Source organism: Bacillus sp. EB106-04-02-XG92 (genome assembly GCF_058791995.1).
Map to the genome: position 1 here is coordinate 400,388 of NZ_JBYTEA010000005.1, position 19,810 is coordinate 420,197.

At 35.9% G+C, this 19,810-nt stretch carries 22 protein-coding genes; 1 reads left to right on the forward strand and 21 read right to left on the reverse strand.

Annotation, left to right across the window (positions count from 1 at the left end; translation table 11 throughout):
• Window positions 1-126 precede the first annotated feature (126 nt).
• Window positions 127-1,008 (forward strand): YitT family protein, encoded by an 882-nt coding sequence (locus AC3WVA_RS15860; RefSeq protein WP_098521185.1) that lies wholly within the window; start codon window positions 127-129, stop codon window positions 1,006-1,008.
• Window positions 1,009-1,036: 28 nt separating this feature from the next.
• Here AC3WVA_RS15860 and AC3WVA_RS15865 read toward each other — a convergent pair whose 3' ends face one another.
• The 21 genes from AC3WVA_RS15865 to spoIVA all read right to left on the reverse strand — a co-directional run bounded on the left by AC3WVA_RS15865 (window position 1,037) and on the right by spoIVA (window position 19,642).
• The gene (locus AC3WVA_RS15865) at window positions 1,037-1,678 is read right to left on the reverse strand and encodes a uracil-DNA glycosylase (RefSeq protein ID WP_098521186.1); all 642 of its coding nucleotides are present in this window, start codon (window positions 1,676-1,678) and stop codon (window positions 1,037-1,039) included.
• Between the two features lie 98 nt (window positions 1,679-1,776).
• Window positions 1,777-2,457, reverse strand: coding sequence for a zinc metallopeptidase (locus AC3WVA_RS15870; RefSeq protein ID WP_048527488.1), 681 nt, complete (start codon window positions 2,455-2,457; stop codon window positions 1,777-1,779).
• Between the two features lie 112 nt (window positions 2,458-2,569).
• Entirely contained in the window at window positions 2,570-3,358 is a 789-nt protein-coding gene (gene ypjB / locus AC3WVA_RS15875) for a sporulation protein YpjB (RefSeq protein WP_098521187.1), read from the reverse strand.
• Between the two features lie 107 nt (window positions 3,359-3,465).
• A complete protein-coding gene (gene lit, locus AC3WVA_RS15880; RefSeq protein ID WP_098521188.1) occupies window positions 3,466-4,152 on the reverse strand; it encodes a lipoprotein intramolecular transacylase Lit in 687 nt (228 codons plus the stop codon).
• 17 nt (window positions 4,153-4,169) lie between these two features.
• A complete protein-coding gene (gene lhaT, locus AC3WVA_RS15885) occupies window positions 4,170-4,760 on the reverse strand; it encodes a lipoprotein heptaprenylglyceryl N-acetyltransferase LhaT (RefSeq protein ID WP_141539641.1) in 591 nt (196 codons plus the stop codon).
• A gap of 122 nt (window positions 4,761-4,882) precedes the next feature.
• Complete coding sequence (gene qcrC, locus AC3WVA_RS15890; RefSeq protein ID WP_000554601.1) at window positions 4,883-5,650, reverse strand: menaquinol-cytochrome c reductase cytochrome b/c subunit; 768 nt, start codon at window positions 5,648-5,650, stop codon at window positions 4,883-4,885.
• A gap of 43 nt (window positions 5,651-5,693) precedes the next feature.
• Window positions 5,694-6,368 (reverse strand): menaquinol-cytochrome c reductase cytochrome b subunit, encoded by a 675-nt coding sequence (qcrB, locus tag AC3WVA_RS15895; protein ID WP_000932700.1) that lies wholly within the window; start codon window positions 6,366-6,368, stop codon window positions 5,694-5,696.
• On the reverse strand, window positions 6,369-6,881 hold the full coding sequence (qcrA, locus tag AC3WVA_RS15900) for a menaquinol-cytochrome c reductase iron-sulfur subunit (RefSeq protein WP_048527045.1): 513 nt from the start codon (window positions 6,879-6,881) through the stop codon (window positions 6,369-6,371).
• Window positions 6,882-7,024: 143 nt separating this feature from the next.
• Window positions 7,025-7,480: a YpiF family protein gene (locus AC3WVA_RS15905; protein WP_048527044.1), complete on the reverse strand. Its 456-nt coding sequence runs from the start codon at window positions 7,478-7,480 to the stop codon at window positions 7,025-7,027.
• Window positions 7,481-7,632: 152 nt separating this feature from the next.
• Complete coding sequence (locus tag AC3WVA_RS15910) at window positions 7,633-8,169, reverse strand: ReoY family proteolytic degradation factor (protein WP_001095922.1); 537 nt, start codon at window positions 8,167-8,169, stop codon at window positions 7,633-7,635.
• A 73-nt stretch (window positions 8,170-8,242) separates the two neighbouring features.
• Window positions 8,243-9,505: a tetratricopeptide repeat protein gene (locus AC3WVA_RS15915; protein WP_098345130.1), complete on the reverse strand. Its 1,263-nt coding sequence runs from the start codon at window positions 9,503-9,505 to the stop codon at window positions 8,243-8,245.
• 368 nt (window positions 9,506-9,873) lie between these two features.
• On the reverse strand, window positions 9,874-10,986 hold the full coding sequence (gene hisC, locus AC3WVA_RS15920; protein ID WP_098521190.1) for a histidinol-phosphate transaminase: 1,113 nt from the start codon (window positions 10,984-10,986) through the stop codon (window positions 9,874-9,876).
• A gap of 108 nt (window positions 10,987-11,094) precedes the next feature.
• Complete coding sequence (gene aroB, locus AC3WVA_RS15925) at window positions 11,095-12,180, reverse strand: 3-dehydroquinate synthase (RefSeq protein ID WP_048527039.1); 1,086 nt, start codon at window positions 12,178-12,180, stop codon at window positions 11,095-11,097.
• The gene (gene aroC / locus AC3WVA_RS15930; protein WP_098345128.1) at window positions 12,180-13,352 is read right to left on the reverse strand and encodes a chorismate synthase; all 1,173 of its coding nucleotides are present in this window, start codon (window positions 13,350-13,352) and stop codon (window positions 12,180-12,182) included. Before aroC ends, aroB begins: the two co-directional genes overlap by 1 nt.
• A 272-nt stretch (window positions 13,353-13,624) precedes the next feature.
• Complete coding sequence (ndk, locus tag AC3WVA_RS15935; protein ID WP_000415885.1) at window positions 13,625-14,071, reverse strand: nucleoside-diphosphate kinase; 447 nt, start codon at window positions 14,069-14,071, stop codon at window positions 13,625-13,627.
• 124 nt (window positions 14,072-14,195) lie between these two features.
• Window positions 14,196-15,158: a heptaprenyl diphosphate synthase component II gene (gene hepT / locus AC3WVA_RS15940; protein WP_048527036.1), complete on the reverse strand. Its 963-nt coding sequence runs from the start codon at window positions 15,156-15,158 to the stop codon at window positions 14,196-14,198.
• Between the two features lie 37 nt (window positions 15,159-15,195).
• Window positions 15,196-15,909: a 2-heptaprenyl-1,4-naphthoquinone methyltransferase gene (gene menG, locus AC3WVA_RS15945; protein WP_048527034.1), complete on the reverse strand. Its 714-nt coding sequence runs from the start codon at window positions 15,907-15,909 to the stop codon at window positions 15,196-15,198.
• 29 nt (window positions 15,910-15,938) lie between these two features.
• Window positions 15,939-16,688, reverse strand: a complete 750-nt coding sequence (locus tag AC3WVA_RS15950; RefSeq protein WP_141539642.1) for a heptaprenyl diphosphate synthase component 1 — start codon at window positions 16,686-16,688, stop codon at window positions 15,939-15,941.
• A gap of 213 nt (window positions 16,689-16,901) precedes the next feature.
• Window positions 16,902-17,471, reverse strand: coding sequence for a GTP cyclohydrolase I FolE (folE, locus tag AC3WVA_RS15955; protein ID WP_001151482.1), 570 nt, complete (start codon window positions 17,469-17,471; stop codon window positions 16,902-16,904).
• A gap of 120 nt (window positions 17,472-17,591) precedes the next feature.
• Window positions 17,592-17,864: an HU family DNA-binding protein gene (locus AC3WVA_RS15960; protein WP_001043860.1), complete on the reverse strand. Its 273-nt coding sequence runs from the start codon at window positions 17,862-17,864 to the stop codon at window positions 17,592-17,594.
• A gap of 299 nt (window positions 17,865-18,163) precedes the next feature.
• The gene (gene spoIVA / locus AC3WVA_RS15965; protein ID WP_000416519.1) at window positions 18,164-19,642 is read right to left on the reverse strand and encodes a stage IV sporulation protein A; all 1,479 of its coding nucleotides are present in this window, start codon (window positions 19,640-19,642) and stop codon (window positions 18,164-18,166) included.
• Window positions 19,643-19,810 lie beyond the last annotated feature (168 nt).

Below are 19,810 nucleotides of genomic sequence, written 5' to 3' on the forward strand. Positions count from 1 at the left end.
AGATTAGCCTAAACCAATCATTTTTTATAGCCTTCACTTTTTTCACTAGCAACTAGAAATTACTTATCATTATGTTTTACCGTTTCAGCGGAGCAATGCAATCTACATAATTAGGGGGATTTCTATATGACATCAAATTTGAAGATTCGAAATATCATTTTCATTTTAATCGGTTCCGCTATTTTTTCTTTCGGTATTGTGAATATCAATATTGAAAATCACCTTGCAGAAGGCGGATTTACCGGTATCACACTATTATTGTATTTTCTATTTAAGTTTGATCCTTCTTATTCAAACTTAATTTTAAATATCCCTATATTTTTTATTGGTTGGAAGTTACTTGGAAGAACGACATTTATCTATACACTAATCGGCACATTCAGCGTATCTTTATTTCTATGGATTTTTCAACGTTACGACGTTCTTAACTTACATTTAAACTTACAAAATGATATGACACTCGCGGCTTTATTCGCCGGGGCATTTATCGGTATCGGTCTTGGCATCATATTTAAATATGGCGGGACTACTGGCGGTGTAGATATTATCGCAAGACTCGCTCATAAATATGTTGGCTGGAGTATGGGAAAGACGATGTTTATGTTTGATGCTATCGTCATTATCGTCTCGATTCTTACCTATTTATCATACCGCGAAGGCATGTATACGTTAGTTGCTGTTTTTATCGGGGCGAAAGTCATTGATTTTATGCAAGAAGGAGCCTATGCGGCAAAAGGAGCAACGATTATTTCAGATAAAAATGATGAAATTGCTGCCAAGATTTTATCTGAGATGGAGCGCGGAGCAACCTTTTTAAAAGCTGTTGGATCGTATACGAAAGTGGAACGGAACGTATTGTATTGCGTCGTTGCTAAAAATGAAATCGTGAAATTAAAAAACATTATTACTTCTGTAGATCCTCATGCCTTTGTTGCTGTAAGTGACGTACATGATGTAGTTGGTGAAGGTTTTACATTAGATGAAAATAAAAATCCGTTACATACATAAACCGAACTAGAAAAGCTCTTTAGCTTTTCTAGTTTTTTATTACATATTTTTTAAGCCCCTCTAAATCATCATAAATAAGCTCCAATAAACTCCGATTATAAAAAATGGAAGCCGGATGAAAGGTCGGGAAAATATGGTATTCTTCCTCTGACCATGTAAATGCTGCATTTTGCATATCCTTTAATTTTTGAATGGGCTGTTTTAATAATTGTCCGTGTACATCTGTGATTTTTTTATTTTTTCCTGTTAAACGCTGAAGACCGATATTTCCAAGCGTGACGATAAGCTTCGGATTTATTTTCTCTATTTCATAATCTAACAAAGGCGCATGGGCAATTATTTCTCCTTGATTTGGTGTTCTATTATACTTCTTCTGTATGATTTCACCATTTCTTTCTTTTTTCTCTCGCCACTTATACGGTCTGCTTCTTACAGCGCTCGTAATATATACTTCTTCCCTTGTAACATCAATCCGTTCTAAAAAAACCATTAATTGTTTTCCCGCTCTCCCGCTAAACGGAATTCCATTATGAATTTCTGTTTCACCAGGTGCTTCTCCTAGCAACATAAATTTTGGATTTTCAGGACCTTGTCCACTTAAAAAACCTTCTAACTCATAAGGAGCACTACGCTCTTTCACTTGTTTTACTAAATGACTTGGATATTTCATTTCCCCACCGCCTTTCCGCATTACTTCTATTATTTCTATTTGCAATACATTATATAATTCAATCCATAAAACAAAAAAAGACTATCAAATGATAGTCTTTAGTCGTCGCTACGCTGCATGCCAGTATACATTAATACGAGACGTAATAATTCAAATACCGCTACAGCTGCAGCTGCTACATATGTTAATGCTGCCGCATTTAATACTTTACGAGCTTGCCCATATTCATCTGTTGATACGATACCTAACGCTTCAATTTGTTGCATTGCACGCTTGGATGCATCAAACTCAACTGGTAATGTAACGAGTTGGAACACAACACCTGCTGCCATTAAAATAATACCTAATAACAATAAGTTAGCCATAGATGCAAAGGCACCAATCATAATAAATACCCAAGAAATATTCGATCCAAAGTTTGCAACTGGCACTAACGAATGACGAATACGCATAAAGTTATAATCTTTTGCATCTTGAATTGCGTGTCCTACTTCGTGTGCTGCAACTGCTGTACCAGCAACTGAATGACCGTAATAGTTATCTGTTGATAATCGAACTGTTTTTGCAGTTGGATCATAATGGTCTGATAAATGACCTGGTGTTTCTTCAACAGCTACGTTGTATAATCCATTCTCATCTAAAATTTTCCGAGCCACTTCCGCTCCTGTCATACCCGATGTTGAATAAACTTGTGAATACTTGCTATAGGCACTACGTACTTTTGACTGTGCATACAACGGTATGATCAAAATGATCGCGAAGTAAATTAAATAAAACATCATGAATCTCTGAACCTCCATCGAAGTTTTAATTATAGTACTTCTCATTCTATTTTCTTCTGCCATCATTGTCAATGAATAAAACTTACAACCCGTATCTTTATTTATTACATTATCTATTCTTAGAATGGACATTACTTTTTCTTTTTTCTCTCTCTCCTTTATACTTTCTCCATCCAACATAAGTTAATGTGAAGAGAATAAGACCTCCAGTAATTGTCATAAACCAAATGAGCGAGGGTGCAATTTCATCTTTTTTTACTGTGTGAAATATTTTTTGTAAATCCCCTTTAATGATTCCTACTTGCATTTGTCCACCTTTTGTTTTTAACATAACGTTACGAAATTCATCTAAATAAGATAAATGGGCGTTTACACGTTGCACTTCATTTTCTGGCAAGGCAATCATTAAGCTTGGATAAATAATATTGAATTCATGTAAAAATGTATTTAACGTTTGTTGAAATTGTCCCGTATCTTCTTTTGACATCGCTTTTTCCATTTGAGAAAAGGCATCCATTACTTTTCCTTCTCTTTCCATCCAAAGTGGTTGATACTTTGATACTTGTGCATCAACAGCGAGCTGCAGGGCTAACACATTATCAATTTTAACTTGTTTACTTACATCTTCTTCCGCGAGAGATTGTTTCGCTTTGTCGTAAGCTAAAGAAATAACTCTAACTTGATCTGGCGTTACCTCTTGCTTCTTTTCATTCCGCTTTATAACAAACTGCTCCGAGAAATGTTGTAATACTTGTACTGCTTTTTCATCTTCATTACGCTTCACTAATTGTAATGAGTCATCTAACAATCCTGTTAGTTCACTCCACTCTTCAGCATATATACGTAACGGAAACATTATAATTAGAAATGCTATCAATCCAATTAATGTTCTCTTCATCACGGTCCCCCCTATAACTACTAGTACAAAATATGTGAATTTGGACAAGAATAGAACAGAACTGGACCGAAAAATATATTATCGTTTTACAAACAAAAAAATTCTCTTTAAACAGAGAATTTTTCCTTTGAAATCCTTTTCTTTTTTACGAAAAATCTATACAAGCTATAAGAAATTATGCTACCTAATAAAATAAATAATAAAATAGCACATGCAGCATGCATAAAGAATTCTTCTGGTAACATTAATATAATCGGATCCGTTTCAATATCGAACATCCAATAATCATTACTAAATAACAGCTTATGAAATAATACAAAACTCTTTTCAAAATTAATAGCGATCGGTAACATAAGCGCTATCGGAAAGATAATTGTTAAAATCGATCCGTGTAATAAAAACTTTTCATTTTTCTTTTTCAATAAATACATGCCACCTACTATCGCAATCATAATTGTCGCATACATCACATATTGAATTTTCACTAAAATATTTTTAACATCTACAAAATGAATACGGCCATTTGTAGACATATCTAATGTAGGAAACTGTAATTCTCCATCATAAAACGGAGATAAATATGTAATAAGCACATCATAATTTCTTTTAATATCAGCCTTCGTCATATCCGCTAAGTCTGGAATATTTAAAAAATCAATTTCAAAATAATATAGCCATTTTCCGTATACAACCGCCGTTGTTGCGAGTGCAAATATAGAAAATGCTATACTATATGAAACAACTATCGTAATCAATCGATCCAATATTTTTGTACCACTCTTATTCTTCTTCATTTTCTCCCCCTAAATGTTCATAAAGAAAACTGTTTTCGGTTCTTACGTAAGCAATAATAATATGTAACACATAATGTGGCGATGCTTAGCCAAAACGTAAAATAACCAATTTCTCCTACAAACAAATGCATAATTCCATATCTCGGCATTTGCCAAAATAAATAATCAATTGCATCATTATGTAATGTCCATATAGCCGCTACCGCAAAATGCCATTTTTTTATACGGTAAAACGGCGCATATAACACTGCTTGTACTGCCATCGCAAAATGCGAAAGCATTAACATATACCCGATAAGACCAATAGGACCTTTTACATAGATCATAACCCCATTGACAACAACAGCCCATATACCATATTTTATTAAAGTAACAATCGCTAGCGCCTCTATGAATCCCCAATTTCTCTTTATTAAAAAAGCAATTAACACAAAGACAAAAAAGAGACTCGCCATTGGGCTATCCGGTACAAACAGCCAAAATATAGGTGAAGTTTCTTTTAATTGATTTCCATACCATATAAATCCGTATATCGTACCTAATATGTTAACAACTAATAAAAATAATAATACAGAACGTTGTCTTAACATTGCATACAAGTAAACCAAGCTGTATACCCAACACCTTTCAAACAAAGTCATTCTTTTCTCAAACTCTACTCTATTATATAGTAAACTTTCTTTCATCAAAATAAAAAGCTGACTACAATTTTTTTGTAGTCAGCTTTTTATTATTTTTTATTATACTTTGCAACGAATTCCGAAAGTTTCTTCAGTTCCTCATCTGTACCTTTAAATACACCTTTAGGCATGGAACCTTTTCCGTCTTTCGCAATTTTAGCAATTTCTTCTGGCTTTAAAGTTAAGTTTTGCAGCGCTGGTGCTGCTGCCCCGCCTTGTAAATTATCACCGTGACATGTTAAACAAGTATTTTTTTGCATTAATTTATAGCCATCATCATTTTTATCAACTGGTGCTGTTTTTACAATTGCTCCTTGTTTTTTTGCAGCTTCCCAGTCGTGGTGTGCTACAGATTCCCAAGTTAAAAAGATAATAGATGCAATTGCTAAAAGCATAAATCCAGTTGCTACAGGACGCTTCAATGGGCGTCTTTCTGGTCCTCGATCAAGAAATGGAGCTAACAGTAATGCACCAAACGCAATCCCTGGCATAATAAATGCCCCAATTACAGTAAATGAGCCAGAAGCATAAGAATACTTTAATAACTGATACAAGAATAAGAAATACCAATCTGGAAGTGGTATATATCCGGCATCAGTTGGATCCGCCATTCTTTCAAGCGGTGACGGATGCGCCACTGTTAAACATAAATAACCGATTAAAAAAACTGCACCAACCATCCATTCTTTTAACAAGAAGTTCGGCCAAAATGCTTCTGTTTTCCCTGGGTATTCAGAATAGTCTTTTGGAATATTTGGTTTCCGAGCTACCGGTACCCGAGAATCTCCTACAAACTTCATCCCTTTGCCGCGATGCATAATCTCCCTCCTTTAGTTCTTTCCCCTTTAATTTAGCAATCTCTTATAGCGGACCGGAAATACCTTGTTTGCGAATCATGATGAAGTGGAAGGCCATTAAACCTAGAAGTGCTGCTGGTAAGAAGAAGACGTGAATAGCAAAGAAGCGAGTTAATGTTTGAGCGCCAACAATTTCGGAATGACCAGCGAGTAATGTTTTAATATAAGGACCAATAAGCGGCGTTTGCTCTGCAATTTGAATCCCTACTTTCGTAGCAAATAACGCTTTCATATCCCACGGTAATAAATATCCGGTAAAACCAAGACCTAACATAACGAAGAAAATAAGAACACCAACAATCCAGTTTAGCTCACGAGGCTTTTTATATGCACCCTGGAAGAAAACTCTAAGTGTATGTAAAAACATCATTACAATTACAAGACTAGCACCCCAGTGGTGCATACCACGAACGATTTGCCCGTACGCAACTTCATTTTGTAAATAATAAACCGATTCCCAAGCATTTTTAATATCAGGCACATAATACATCGTTAAAAACATTCCAGATAAAATTTGAATTACAGTAACGAAAAAGGTAAGTCCACCAAAGCAGTAGACGAATGCAGAAAAGTGATGCGCCGGGTTAACATGCTCAGGTACTTCATGATCAGCGATATCACGCCATATTGGTGTAATATCTAACCTTTCATCTACCCAATCATAAATTTTATTTAACATCTACTTTGCACCCCCTTTTGGCTTCGCTTTTCCTAGATACAGTGTTCCATCTTTCACTTTAGATTCATAAATATCAAGCGGAGCAAGGGGCGGCGTGCCTTTAACGTTCATCCCGTCTTTTGTGTAACGGCCCCCATGACATGGACAAAAGAATTGATTTGGATGTGCTTTGTCCGAATTCCAGTTAACTGTACACCCTAAATGTTTACATACTGGAGAGAACGCAACAATGTCTCCGCTTTCATCTTTATGAACCCAAGCTGATTTTGGCTCTTCTGACTTGTACCAACCATCAACCTGCTTTACCTTAAAGTCGAAACGTTTCGGCTCTGTTGTAATGTCTTTTACTTGTGCAACAGCAACCATATCCGTTCCCGCTTCTTTTCTTAACACCGGATCAAGCGCAAATCGCGTCATCGGCATTAAAATACCCGCTGCCATAAAGCCTCCTACCCCTGTAAGGGTGTAATTTAAAAACTGTCTTCTTGACACACGATGTTCTTTCTCGCTCACGAAAATTTCCCCCCTCTATCAGAAATTGTCCCCTCGTGATAAATTATATAAAAAATAAAAACTAGGACACTATCATGATATAATACGCTCATGCACAGGTCAATATCATACTACTCATAATAATAAGAACTTTCTGTTTATTATCACTTTCCCCATTTTTCTTCTAACATCACCATTATATTTTTTATATGTGCATGAATAACTTCTCTTTTCGCTTGATCACTAAATTGTTCTAACGCTAATGAAGGAAACCAAAATAAATCTCCCTGCAATTCTTGCATATTTTCTTTCCATGAAAAATCACTTGTAACATAAGCAATATGCTTAAAACCTTGCTCTTGTAAATGTTTTGTCCATTCTTGCAAACGACCTTTTTCGTTTTTTTGACTTTCTACTAAATACGTAAATGCAGGTAGTAAAAGCACTCTTCCTTTATATTCTCTTTCCAGCTCCATACTTAGCAATTCGATAAATTCGCCTTGCTCTACTACCGTTTTCATTTCTTTTGCTGCTGAAATTGATAAAAGTGGTATAACACCTGTATCTACATACTCTCTTGCTTGCTCAAACTGTTCTACATCTTTTACAATCCATTTCAAATTACTTCCCTCCTCCCTTGTAAATGACAGAACTTTCACTTTATATATATTAAACCATACTAAAAGAGGTAAAAAAAGAAAAACTACCTATATTAAGGTAGTTTTTCATAAAAAGTCTGAAATTTGTAAAATTTTATGAATCCAAATGAATTCTACAACATCTTTAACTCCGCCGTTAACTTATGAAACGCTTCCTTATCTTGCTTATCTAGCGCTTCATCAATTTGTTTCAAAAGGCGTTCTCTTCTAAAAGAAAATACACTTTCTTCTAAAAATCTTTCTGCAAGTAAACGATCTTTTTCATTTACTTCAATATGCTTTGGTAAATACGGGTTTTCTTCTAATACAGCTACATAATTGGCATTTTGAAATGATGATTTAAAATTGAGTTGAATATAAATATCCTCATCTCGATTTAAACGAATATCATGGAACGATTTTTCAGCATCTGTTGTCATAACATTTTGTTTAAAAAAGTGAAACGGTGTATCTTTTACACAATTCGCGGACATCACTAAGCCACGCGGACAATATTTTGCATGCTCTACGAAGTGGACTTTATGCATCAATTGGTCGTGACTCATTAAATAATTCAAAATCCATACACATTCACGCTGTTTCAGTTGGTAATTATTCAAAAACCATTTCACAAAATCCTTCTTCTCGTTTACAGAAACAGGGGTATTCATAGCAATTAAGTCCCTCCTCTGTCTTTCTCTTTTCTTTTTAGATTCAAGAAGCGGCATTCAGTTTCCTTCCAACTTATGAAAAATCCTCTAAATTATATAACAATTCTTCAATATGAATTTGTGTCGGGTCTAGTTGTATTAACTGAGTAAATACTTCTTTCGCCTCTTTTCGCATTCCTTCTTCCAATAAGAAATAACCGTACTCTTCCAAGAAGTCTGGATGATTCTTAAAAGAAGTATATGCACTTTCATAGTGTTTTAATGCATCCGAATACATTTCTAATTGTTTTTTTGCAAACGCAAGATCCCAAAGTAGTTGTGTATCTGGTTCTCCGCTATCAATTGCACGCTCTACAACAGCAATTAGCTCTTCATACTTTTCTTGTTCCTTTAAGATATACGCATATTTTAATGTTGCACCTAAATGTCCTGGATCTAACTCAAGCGCTTTTTGAAGTACTTCCTCTGCTTCAGCTATTTTTCCTAATTTCGCCGCAATGTTCGCTAATTCTACATAAAATGGTACAGAAAGCTCATCTACTTTAATTCCTTCATGAAGTGTTTCATAGCTTTCTTGAAGCATTCCTTCTTTTTCATAGCTTTTCGCTAAATACATGTAAAGTGATGCATACTCAGGATCTAATTCTTTTAGCTCTTGCCAAGCACCAATTGCTCGTTGATATTCTTCACCTTGGTATAACGTGAAGGCATATCCAAATAATGAGTGAATATCTTTTTGTTCCTCTAAACCTGCTTCGTAATAAGAAATTGCTTCTTCCCAATTTCCAATCGCACTTAATGTTTCTCCGAGGCGAAGTGCAATGACAACACCACCCATTACTTTATGTTCCGCTAATAGCGACTCATAATAAGTGATTGCCTTTTGTTCTTCTCCTTTACTACTATATAACTCTGCTAATCCAAACGTAATAACTGGCTCGTCGGGCATCATTTCTTTCGCCTTTAATAGTTTTTGTTCTGCTACATCATCGAAACCTTGCATTTGGAATAAATCCGCAACAAGTAATAACGATTGAACATATAAATCATCATTTTCCGGAATATCATGAAGTACTTCAATCGCTTCATCTTCTTTATCTAGATCAATATATAATTCTGCTAAAAATACAGTGAATTCACTTTCTTCCGGATACAATAAACGTAAATCTTCTGTAATAGCTAACGCTTCATCCATAAATCCAAGTGTATGATAATAGCGAGCGATATCATACTTCTCTTCATCATTCGCAATTTTTAATTGTTCTTTTAATAATTGTAATCCTTTTTCTGCTTCACCATTTTCAATATATGAAACAGCTTGTTCAAACTTTTGCATAAACGTCTCCTTTAATTATAAAGAATATTCTTTTCTGTTCATTTCACCCGCTATTTGCAGGCAGCCCGATTGGTGCGGGCTAATAATGAGTGAGGGGATGAGCATCCCCTCACTCATTAAAGTTTCACTTTATCATAAGCAACTAGGTGTAACAACGCTACCTTTAGAAAGAGCATACTGCTTCTTGTACTTTCACTCATAACGATTCGAATATGACACCGATACCGCATTACTACTTTCTATTGTACCGTTTTCTTTCATTACCTTGCAAATAACTTTCCTTATTGATTATTGACCCGCACGAACTCTTTACAGTTCTTCTTTATTTAAATAAAAAAGACTCCTATATTAGGAGCCTTTACAAACTCTTAAGAGTATGTTTCTTCTTTCTTTACTTGCTCGTTTACAATCTCTTTCAATAGTTCTATAATTTCATCATTTTCTTCTTTCAAACCGACAGTAATACGAATACCATCCTGTATACCAAATGCAGCACCAGAACGAACAATATAGCCTTTCTTCATTAATCGCTCGAAAGCCTCATTACCAGGAATACCTAGTTTTAAGAAAATGAAATTTGTTTGAGATGGATAATAGAATACGTTATATTCCTTACAAAACGCGTAATATTGATTTAATCCTTCTTCATTCTTTTTCACACATTCTTGTAAAAACGCTTGATCTTCTAATGCAGCAAGTGCTACAGATTGCGCTACAGTCGATGTATTAAATGGTAATCTTGCTACTTCTAACTGCCCAATTAACTTCTCATTACCAACCGCATATCCAATACGGAAAGCAGCTAAACCATATGCTTTTGAAAACGTGCGTAAAACCATAAGGTTTTCATACTTTTCAAGAAGTGGTAGTGTTTGCGGATAGTCTTCTGCTCCCGCATATTCATAGTATGCTTCGTCCATAATAACGAGCGCTGACTTAGGAACTGATTCTAAAAATGAAAGTAAGTTTTGTTTCTCTACATATGTACCTGTTGGATTATTCGGGTTACAAATCCATATAATCTTCGTTTTATCATCTACTTGCTGTAACATCGCATCTAAATCGTGAATACCATCTTTCAGTGGTACTTCACGAACTTCTGCCCCTTCAATAACAGCATGGTGATGGTATTGCGAGAATGTTGGATTCGCCATTACAACATTTGTTCCTTCGTGTAGTAATGCACGACTAATCATTTGAATGACTTCATCTAAGCCACTACCAAATAACAGTTGTTCGGCCTTAACACCTAACTGCTCAGCTACTTTTGTTCGAAGTTCAAAAGCATACCCATCTGGATAAAGAGCGTATTGACTCGCTAAAGAAGTTAATGCTTCTGTTACATGTGCTGAGCAACCGAATGGATTTTCGTTCGATGCTAATTTCACAATTTTTGATAACCCATATTCCCTTTTTACTTCTTCAATATTTTTCCCAGGTACATATGCTCTCAAAGTTAACAATTGCTCTTTCACTCTCATTTTTCTTCCCCCAGTCATTTTATTCAATTCGATTACGCGACGGTTGCAATCCCTCACTGTAATCGTTTATCTTAACCGCCACTATTACGAGAATACCTCTAACACTTCTTAAGCCATATCCTTTTGAAATGCCTCTAACGCAATATGAACAGTCTCATCTGAAATAGATACGACATTCACTACCCCATATTCCTGCATTAATACCATATGAATTGCTCCAGCATTCGCTTTCTTATCTTGTTTCATCAATTGAACGAGACGCTCTACATTCAAATCACTTGGCATTTTGGGATAGCCGTACTTTAAGAACCACTGCTTCATCTCTTCATAAGACAGATCAACATTGTACACTTGCTCACTTAAAAATAAAGCAAATAACATCCCAACCGCTACTCCGTCACCGTGAGTAATGTTTCCATATCCTAGTTCTTTTTCAAGAGCATGACCTAACGTATGTCCAAAGTTCAAATGAGCACGTACACCTTTTTCTGTTTCATCTTGCGATACAATGTTTGCCTTAACAGGAATCGCCTTCGTTAATATGTGGATTAATTTCTCATCACGAAGGTCTAATAATGTTTGCACTTCTTCTTTCAGCCAATGATACAGCTTTACATCACCAATAAGAGCATGTTTTATCACTTCTGCATAACCTGAACGCCACTCTTTTTCAGGAAGAGACTGTAAAAACGGCGTATGATATACAACTGCTTCTGGTTGATGGAATGCCCCTATCATATTTTTACCTAATGGGTGATTAATCGCTACTTTCCCACCTACCGCGCTATCGTGAGCTAATAGAGTCGTTGGAACTTGAACAAAGCGAATTCCACGCATAAACGATGCAGCAACAAAACCAGCTAAATCTCCAATCATCCCGCCTCCAAGTGCGATAATTAAAGAATTTCTATCTAATTTATTTTCAAGAGCTGACGTATGAGCCGCATAGAAGTTTTCAAAAGACTTCTCTTTTTCACCACTCGGTACAACGAATGAAAATACTTTTTGCTCTATTTGCAACACATCTAAAACTGTCTGTAAGTGTAAAGACGCAACAGCTTCATCTGAAATGATCATAATATTTGATACAGATGGCTGCATGTTTTGAACGATTGTTGTCAAATGTGACAACGATTTTTTTCCTACATGTACATCATATTCTTTTGATTTCGTTTGAATATGTATGTTTTCCATTAAAATCCCCTCGCATATTCATTATGTTTCTCAATATTTTCACGAATAAGGTCGATACGATCTAATCCGAATTGTTCTATTAAAGCTGTCGCTAATTCCCAAGCTACAACCGCTTCTGCAACGACACTAGCCGCTGGAACAGCACAACTATCTGAACGTTCAATACTCGCTGTAAAAGGCTCTTTCGTATCAATATCGACACTTTGAAGAGGTTTATATAGTGTAGGTATCGGTTTCATCACACCGCGCACAACAATTGGCATTCCAGTCGTCATTCCGCCTTCTAAACCACCTGCGTTATTTGTTCTTCGTGTATATCCATGCTCTTCATTCCAAAGAATCTCATCATGAACTTCGCTACCTGGTCTATGTGCTGCCTCAAAACCAATTCCAATCTCGACACCTTTAAAAGCATTAATGCTCATAATTGCAGCCGCTAATTTTGCATCTAGTTTTCGATCATAATGTACATAGCTACCGACCCCAATTGGCATTCCTTCCACAATTACTTCAACGATGCCACCGATGGAATCACCATTTGATTTCGCATCATCAATTGCTTTTATCATTTGATTACCAGCTTCTTCATCTAAACAACGTACGGGTGATGCTTCTGTAATGATTTTTAATTCTTCAATTGAACGATACGTAGTCTCCTTAGCCTCAACGCCGCCAATTTCAATTACATGGCCCGCTACTGTAATACCAAGTTCCGCTAACACTTTTTTAGCAACTGCACCAGCAGCAACACGTACTGTCGTTTCGCGAGCTGAAGAACGTTCCAGTACATTTCTCATATCTCTATGACCATATTTAATCGCACCATTTAAATCAGCATGTCCCGGTCTTGGTTTTGTTACTTTCCTTTTCATTTCTTTTTCTTCTTGTTCCGTTAGCGGCTCTGCACCCATAATTTTTGTCCAATGTGCAAAATCACGGTTTTCAACAACAAGTGCAATTGGAGAACCTAATGTCTCTCCATGTCTAACACCACTTACAATTTGCACTTGATCTGTTTCGATTTGCATGCGTCTACCACGCCCATATCCCTTTTGCCTTCTAGCTAACTCTTCATTTATATCAGCCGCAACTATTGGTAGACCTGCTGGTACACCTTCTATAATCGTTGTAAGTTGTGGACCATGAGATTCACCAGCTGTAATATATCGCATACGTTATTCCTCTTTTCGTATATGTATTTATCTCGCTATATTAAGCAATAAAATTATCCTTCATTACTCTAAAAATATAAAAAAATTATATACTACATCAGCCATTCGCTTATTCCCCGATAGGCCGTTTACTTTACATATCAATATATCATAACAGCCTAAACTTCGTAACTAATTGAAATAAAAAAAGTGCAAGAAGAATACCCCTATTCTCCTTGCACTTTCTACTATTATCACAGTGATTAAAGCGTTTACAAATTATTTCAAAATAATTAGTAAATCCATTCATTCATTAATTTTGAGTAGTCAACTAATTCTTCTTCTTTAAAGAAAATAGCAATCTCGCGCTCTGCACTTTCTAACGAATCAGAACCATGGATAATGTTTTTCGCAACAGTTACACCGAAATCTCCACGAATTGTTCCAGGAGCTGCTTCATGTGGTCTTGTTTTACCCATCATGTTACGAGCTGTATCTACTACACCTTCACCTTGCCATACCATTGCGAATACAGGGCCAGATGTAATAAAGTCTACTAATTCACCAAAGAAAGGTTTCTCTGTGTGCTCAGCATAGTGTTGTCCAGCAATTTCCGGAGTGACTTGCATTAATTTTGCACCAACTAATTGAAAGCCCTTCTTCTCAAAACGAGCTACAATTTCCCCAATGAAGGCACGTTGTACACCGTCTGGTTTAACCATTAGAAATGTTTTTTCCATAAAAAATCTCTCCACTTCTGAATTATGTATGTAATTGTATATCCCCACACACATATTAACACCCTTATCACAATTGTGCAATAGTTTTGAAATAGAGAGATTATTTTATTTTTTAGAAAAAACACTAAAATTTTCGTTTTCCAATATACTTTGCTACATTTTGTAATGCATACTTCGCTTGTCCACGTGGAAGTGGTTTTATAATTTCTAATGCTTTATGTAAATAACGTTCACTAAACGCAAATGCTTTATCAATAGCAGCGCTATTCTTTACAGCCTCAATAATTTCTTTCATTTCATCCGCTGTTGTATTTTCATGTACAGATTTGATTTTTTTACAAAGAACCGGATCTTCCATCGCATATAGGGCAGGAAGCGTAATATTCCCTTGTAGCAAATCTCCACCAGCAGGCTTTCCAAGTTTCTCTTCTGTGGAAACGAAATCTAAAATATCATCAATTATTTGATACGACATTCCTACGAAATACCCATACCAAAACAGACGATTTACCGTATCACGATTAGCGCCAGCAGCAATTGCTCCTAATTGGCAACTCGCAGCAATTAATAATGCTGTTTTTCGCTTTATTCTTCTTAAATACGTTCTTAAATTTTGATCATAGTTATACTTATCTTTAATTTGTTCAATTTCACCTTTACACACTTCTAAAATGGTATGCGATAACGCCTGATGCGCCTCAGGAATTTCGATATTTGTAATACATTCAAGAGACTTAGCGAATAGATAGTCCCCTGTATACATTGCAATGCGATCTCCCCATTTCGCATTCACAGTTGCACTACCACGTCGTAAAAACGCAGCATCAATAACATCATCGTGAACAAGAGAAGCCATATGAATAAGTTCTAACGCAACAGCTACATGCTTAATTGCATCTAACTTATAATCTCCAAATTTCCCCGCAAGCAAGACAAATACAGGACGAATTCGCTTCCCACCAGCTTCAATAAGTTGTAATGCCGCCTCTTCTACTAATGGCTGTTCAGAAGCAACTGTCTTTTTTAATTCTTTTTCTATCACATTAATATCCGATCGTAAAAAAGAGTACATAAGTTGTAACTTCATATTGTTCACCTTAACCTAAAACTTCTTTTTTCTTTTTCTATTTTGATTCTGGTTTCATACCTAAGTGCATCGCTGCTACCCCAAAAGTAAACGGCTTCACTTGTACACGTTCAAGTCCAGCTTTTTCGAACATATTAGCCAATTCTTTCATACCAGGGAATGTACTAGCAGATTCTTGTAACCATGAATATTCTTTATAACTTTTCGCAAATAACTTTCCAAATAAAGGCATGATATATTTAAAGTATAAAACATACCCTTGTCGAAAACCAATCATTGTTGGCTGAGATGTTTCTAAACAAATTACTTTTCCACCTGGTTTTACTACACGCGTCATTTCTTTTAATACGTGCATATAATCCGGTACGTTACGTAAACCAAATCCAATCGTTACATAATCAAATGTGTTATCTTCAAATGGAAGTTCCATCGCATTCCCGTGTAGAAGTTCCACTTGTTTTAATTGTAACGCCTCTACCTTTTGCTTACCGACAGATAACATATTTTCACTGAAATCTAAACCAACAACCTTGCCCTGTTCACCTACCGCTCCAGCTAGTGCAATTGTCCAGTCCGCTGTCCCGCAGCATACATCAAGTGCTTTACTACCTGGTTTTACATCCATAATGCGCATCGTCTCTTTACGCCACGCTTTATGTCTTTGAAAACTAATTACAGAATTCATTACATCATATTTATCAGAGATTTTCTCAAATACATCATGTACTCTTTCTTCTTTTGATTGTTGCATGCTCGTACCTTCTTCCAATGTAAAATTGCTTATGTCTTCGATTTATCTCTTAACACAGAGTTTATTTCGCTTATATCTGTGTGATTTTCTAAAAATTGATTTTCTTTCTTTCTGAGTTCCATCATCCATCCATTCATAACTGTTTCTGCATCTGCTTTATCGTTCAAAATCTCTTGAACAGCTTGAAAAACAGGTGAATGTTGTTTATCAGCGTATCGTTCACATTCTTTTTGAAGACGATTTTTTCCTAGTACATACGTTATAAACGGCTTCCAATGCGATAAATGAAAATGATTACATGTTTTTTGTAAGAGTGCAGACTCAATCGTTACTACACTTTCCATTATGTTATCCATCGTTTTATGCGCTTTTTGATATAACATTATTTTGTGTTCATTAATTTCTTTAATTCCTTCAGCAAGCGCACGAATTAAAACAATATCACGATTCATAGACAATAAGTAATAATATAACCCGCTATAGTAATCACCAGCAAGCACTGTTAACTGACGACGTTTATGCGATTCATTTGCTTCTTCCCCTGCCTTATTTGATACTCTTTCATGTGTATCAAGCGCAATTTGAACAAGCATAATCGTTACTACATAATGCTCAATTTGTTCTATATGTAATTTTGCACTTTTTAAAGCACCATATAACAATGCTATTTTCTCTTCATCAATATATGGTTCTTCAATATAGTTTATAAAATAAGGATGGCGTAATTTCTCCATCAATTTCTCTCTTATACCCGCATACCCTCCGTAGATGTCACACACAAAAATCACCCTTGTTTTCTAATTCATAAAACTTATTATAACACATACATTCTATTTTCTATAACCAAAACTTGGCTACTCTTTCTAAACTTCCACCGAATGAAATAACATCTTCCATTCTTGTAAGGAGTCTTTCTATTCTCACTCTGTCTTCCTAAAACTATATCATTTATTTACAAAAAAAAAAAAAGAAAAGCAGTTTCCCACTTTTCTTTACTTCGTTTTAATAAAAGATAAAATTTCACTACGTGCCGCAGCATCATTTTCTAGCACACCACGTACTGCTGTTGTTACTGTTTTCGCACCTGGCTTTTTCACGCCACGCATCGTCATGCACATATGTTCCGCTTCTACTACTACCATTACACCATGCGGCTCTAGTACTTCCATAATAGAGTTCGCTACTGTTGATGTAATACGTTCTTGTAGTTGTGGACGACGTGCAATTGTGTCTACAGTGCGAGCTAATTTACTTAACCCTGTCACTTTTCCGCCTTGCGGAATATATGCAACGTGAGCAACTCCATAGAATGGAACTAAATGATGCTCACACATCGAATAAAACGGTATATCTTTTACTAATACAAGCTCCTCGTGATCTTCTCCGAACACTTTATGTAAATGTTCTTTCGGATCTTCATGCATACCTGAGAACACTTCTGCGTACATTTTTGCAACACGCTTTGGTGTATCAAGTACTCCCTCACGATTTGGGTCATCTCCGATTGCCTCTAAAATAAGGCGTACTGCATGTTCAATTTGTTCTAAATTAACTTTTGCCATCCGCTAGCCCTCCCGAAAACCTAAAAGTGATACGAACACATTCTAGCATATTTATGTTTTTAAAAGCAAAAAGAAGAGTTTCCAAAAAGGAAACTCTTCTTCCCTGTTAATATGTAAGGATTATTTAACCGCATCTTTTAACGCTTTACCAGGTTTGAATGCAGGTACTTTACTTGCAGCGATTTCAATCTCCTCACCTGTTTGTGGGTTACGACCTTTACGAGCCGCACGCTCACGAACTTCGAAGTTACCGAATCCGATCAGTTGTACTTTATCACCTTGTTTTAAAGCTTCTAAGATAGAATCAAAAACAGCGTCTACTGCTTTTGTTGCGTCCTTTTTAGAAAGGGAACTTGCTTCTGCAACAGCATTGATTAAATCTGTCTTGTTCATGCCATTCACCTCCTCCCAAAGATAAGACTGTATAATGATCATAAAATGAGTCTTACTTTCATTTGTAGGCAATTTTTGCAAATTCTATACTACAAAGATGTAGATAAATCATTATCAACGCCTATATTATACGATTCTCCTTTATAATTCAATATTTTTAAGGAAATTGTTACTCTTAAAATGTGAAAATCTGATGAAACTTGACAATTTACAACAATATATTAGATAATGACTGTTTATTTTTCTATTTTATATGCAAAAATTAAAAAAATCCCTCTACGATGAGAGGGATTTTTTTCTTATAATATAATCGCAATTAATCCGCCAGATCCTTCATTAATAATTCTTTCTAGCGTTTCTTTTAATTTATATCTCGCATTTTCTGGCATTAAAGATAGTTTCGCTTGAATGCCTTCTCGAACAATAGAGCTTAGCGAACGTCCAAATATGTCAGAATTCCAAATTGATAATGGATCATCTTCAAAATCCTGCATTAAATAACGAACTAATTCTTCACTTTGCTTTTCAGTACCAATGATTGGTTCAAACGTAGACTCCACATCTACTTTAATCATATGAATAGATGGAGCTACAGCTTTTAATTTCACACCAAACCTTGAACCGTGCCGGATGATTTCTGGCTCATCTAAGCTCATATCAGCTAACGCAGGCGCCGCTACACCATATCCTGTTTGCTTTACCATGCGCAGGGCATCCGCCACTTGATCGTATTCTATTTTCGCATGGGATAAATCGAGCATAAGCTTCAATAAATGATCTTTCCCTCGAATTTCTACCCCTACTACTTCTTTTAAAATTTGATCATATAATTCATCTGGTGCATATAAATCAATTTCTGCTACGCCTTGCCCCATATCAATGCCAGCTAGGCTCGCTCGATCAATAAATTCATACTGACTAAACTGCCACACGACACGGTCCACATCACGAAGACGTTTTATATCCTTAACAGTCTCTTGAACAGCTTCTTGATAACTTTGGCGTAACCAATGCCCTTCATTTAACACCATTACCCAGCTCGGAAGGTTCACATTCACTTCTAAAACAGGGAACTCAAATAACGCCTCTCGAAGCACATTGTACACATCTGTTTCTCTTAAACTTTCGACACTCATCGCAATGACTGGGATATCATATTCTTCAGATAAACTTTGACGCAATTGCTCTGTATCTGGATGATATGGCTGTACAGTGTTGATGATCATAATGAAAGGTTTTCCGACTTCTTTTAACTCATTTACGACGCGTTCTTCTGCCTCTATATAATCTCTTCTTGGAATTTCACCAATCGTTCCATCTGTTGTAATTACAACACCAATTGTTGAATGTTCTTGAATTACTTTACGTGTTCCAATTTCTGCAGCTTCATGGAATGGAATAGGTTCTTCATACCAAGGAGTATTAATCATGCGCGGGCCATTCTCATCTTCATAGCCTTTTGCTCCTGGAACCGTATATCCGACGCAATCTACTAATCGAATATTCACTTCAAGACCTTCATCTACTTCGATAGAAACCGCTTGGTTTGGAACAAACTTCGGTTCCGTCGTCATAATTGTACGTCCAGCAGCACTTTGAGGCAGTTCATCCTGCGCCCTTTGACGGTCAGATTCATTCTCAATATTAGGAATAACTACAAGTTCCATAAATTTTTTAATGAATGTTGATTTCCCTGTTCGAACAGCTCCTACAACTCCAAAATAAATATCACCGCCTGTGCGTTCCGCAATATCTTTAAAAATATCTACCTTTTCCAAGTGATTCCCTCCCTCAATATTTTTGGGAATAATTCCACGTTTATAGTCAACTAATACCTTCTCTAACGTTGCCTATAATATCTGATATAATATAATGGTATTCTAGAAGTTCGGACAATATATCATATAATTTTGTCCAATTTCATATGACTATTAAAAAATACCTTT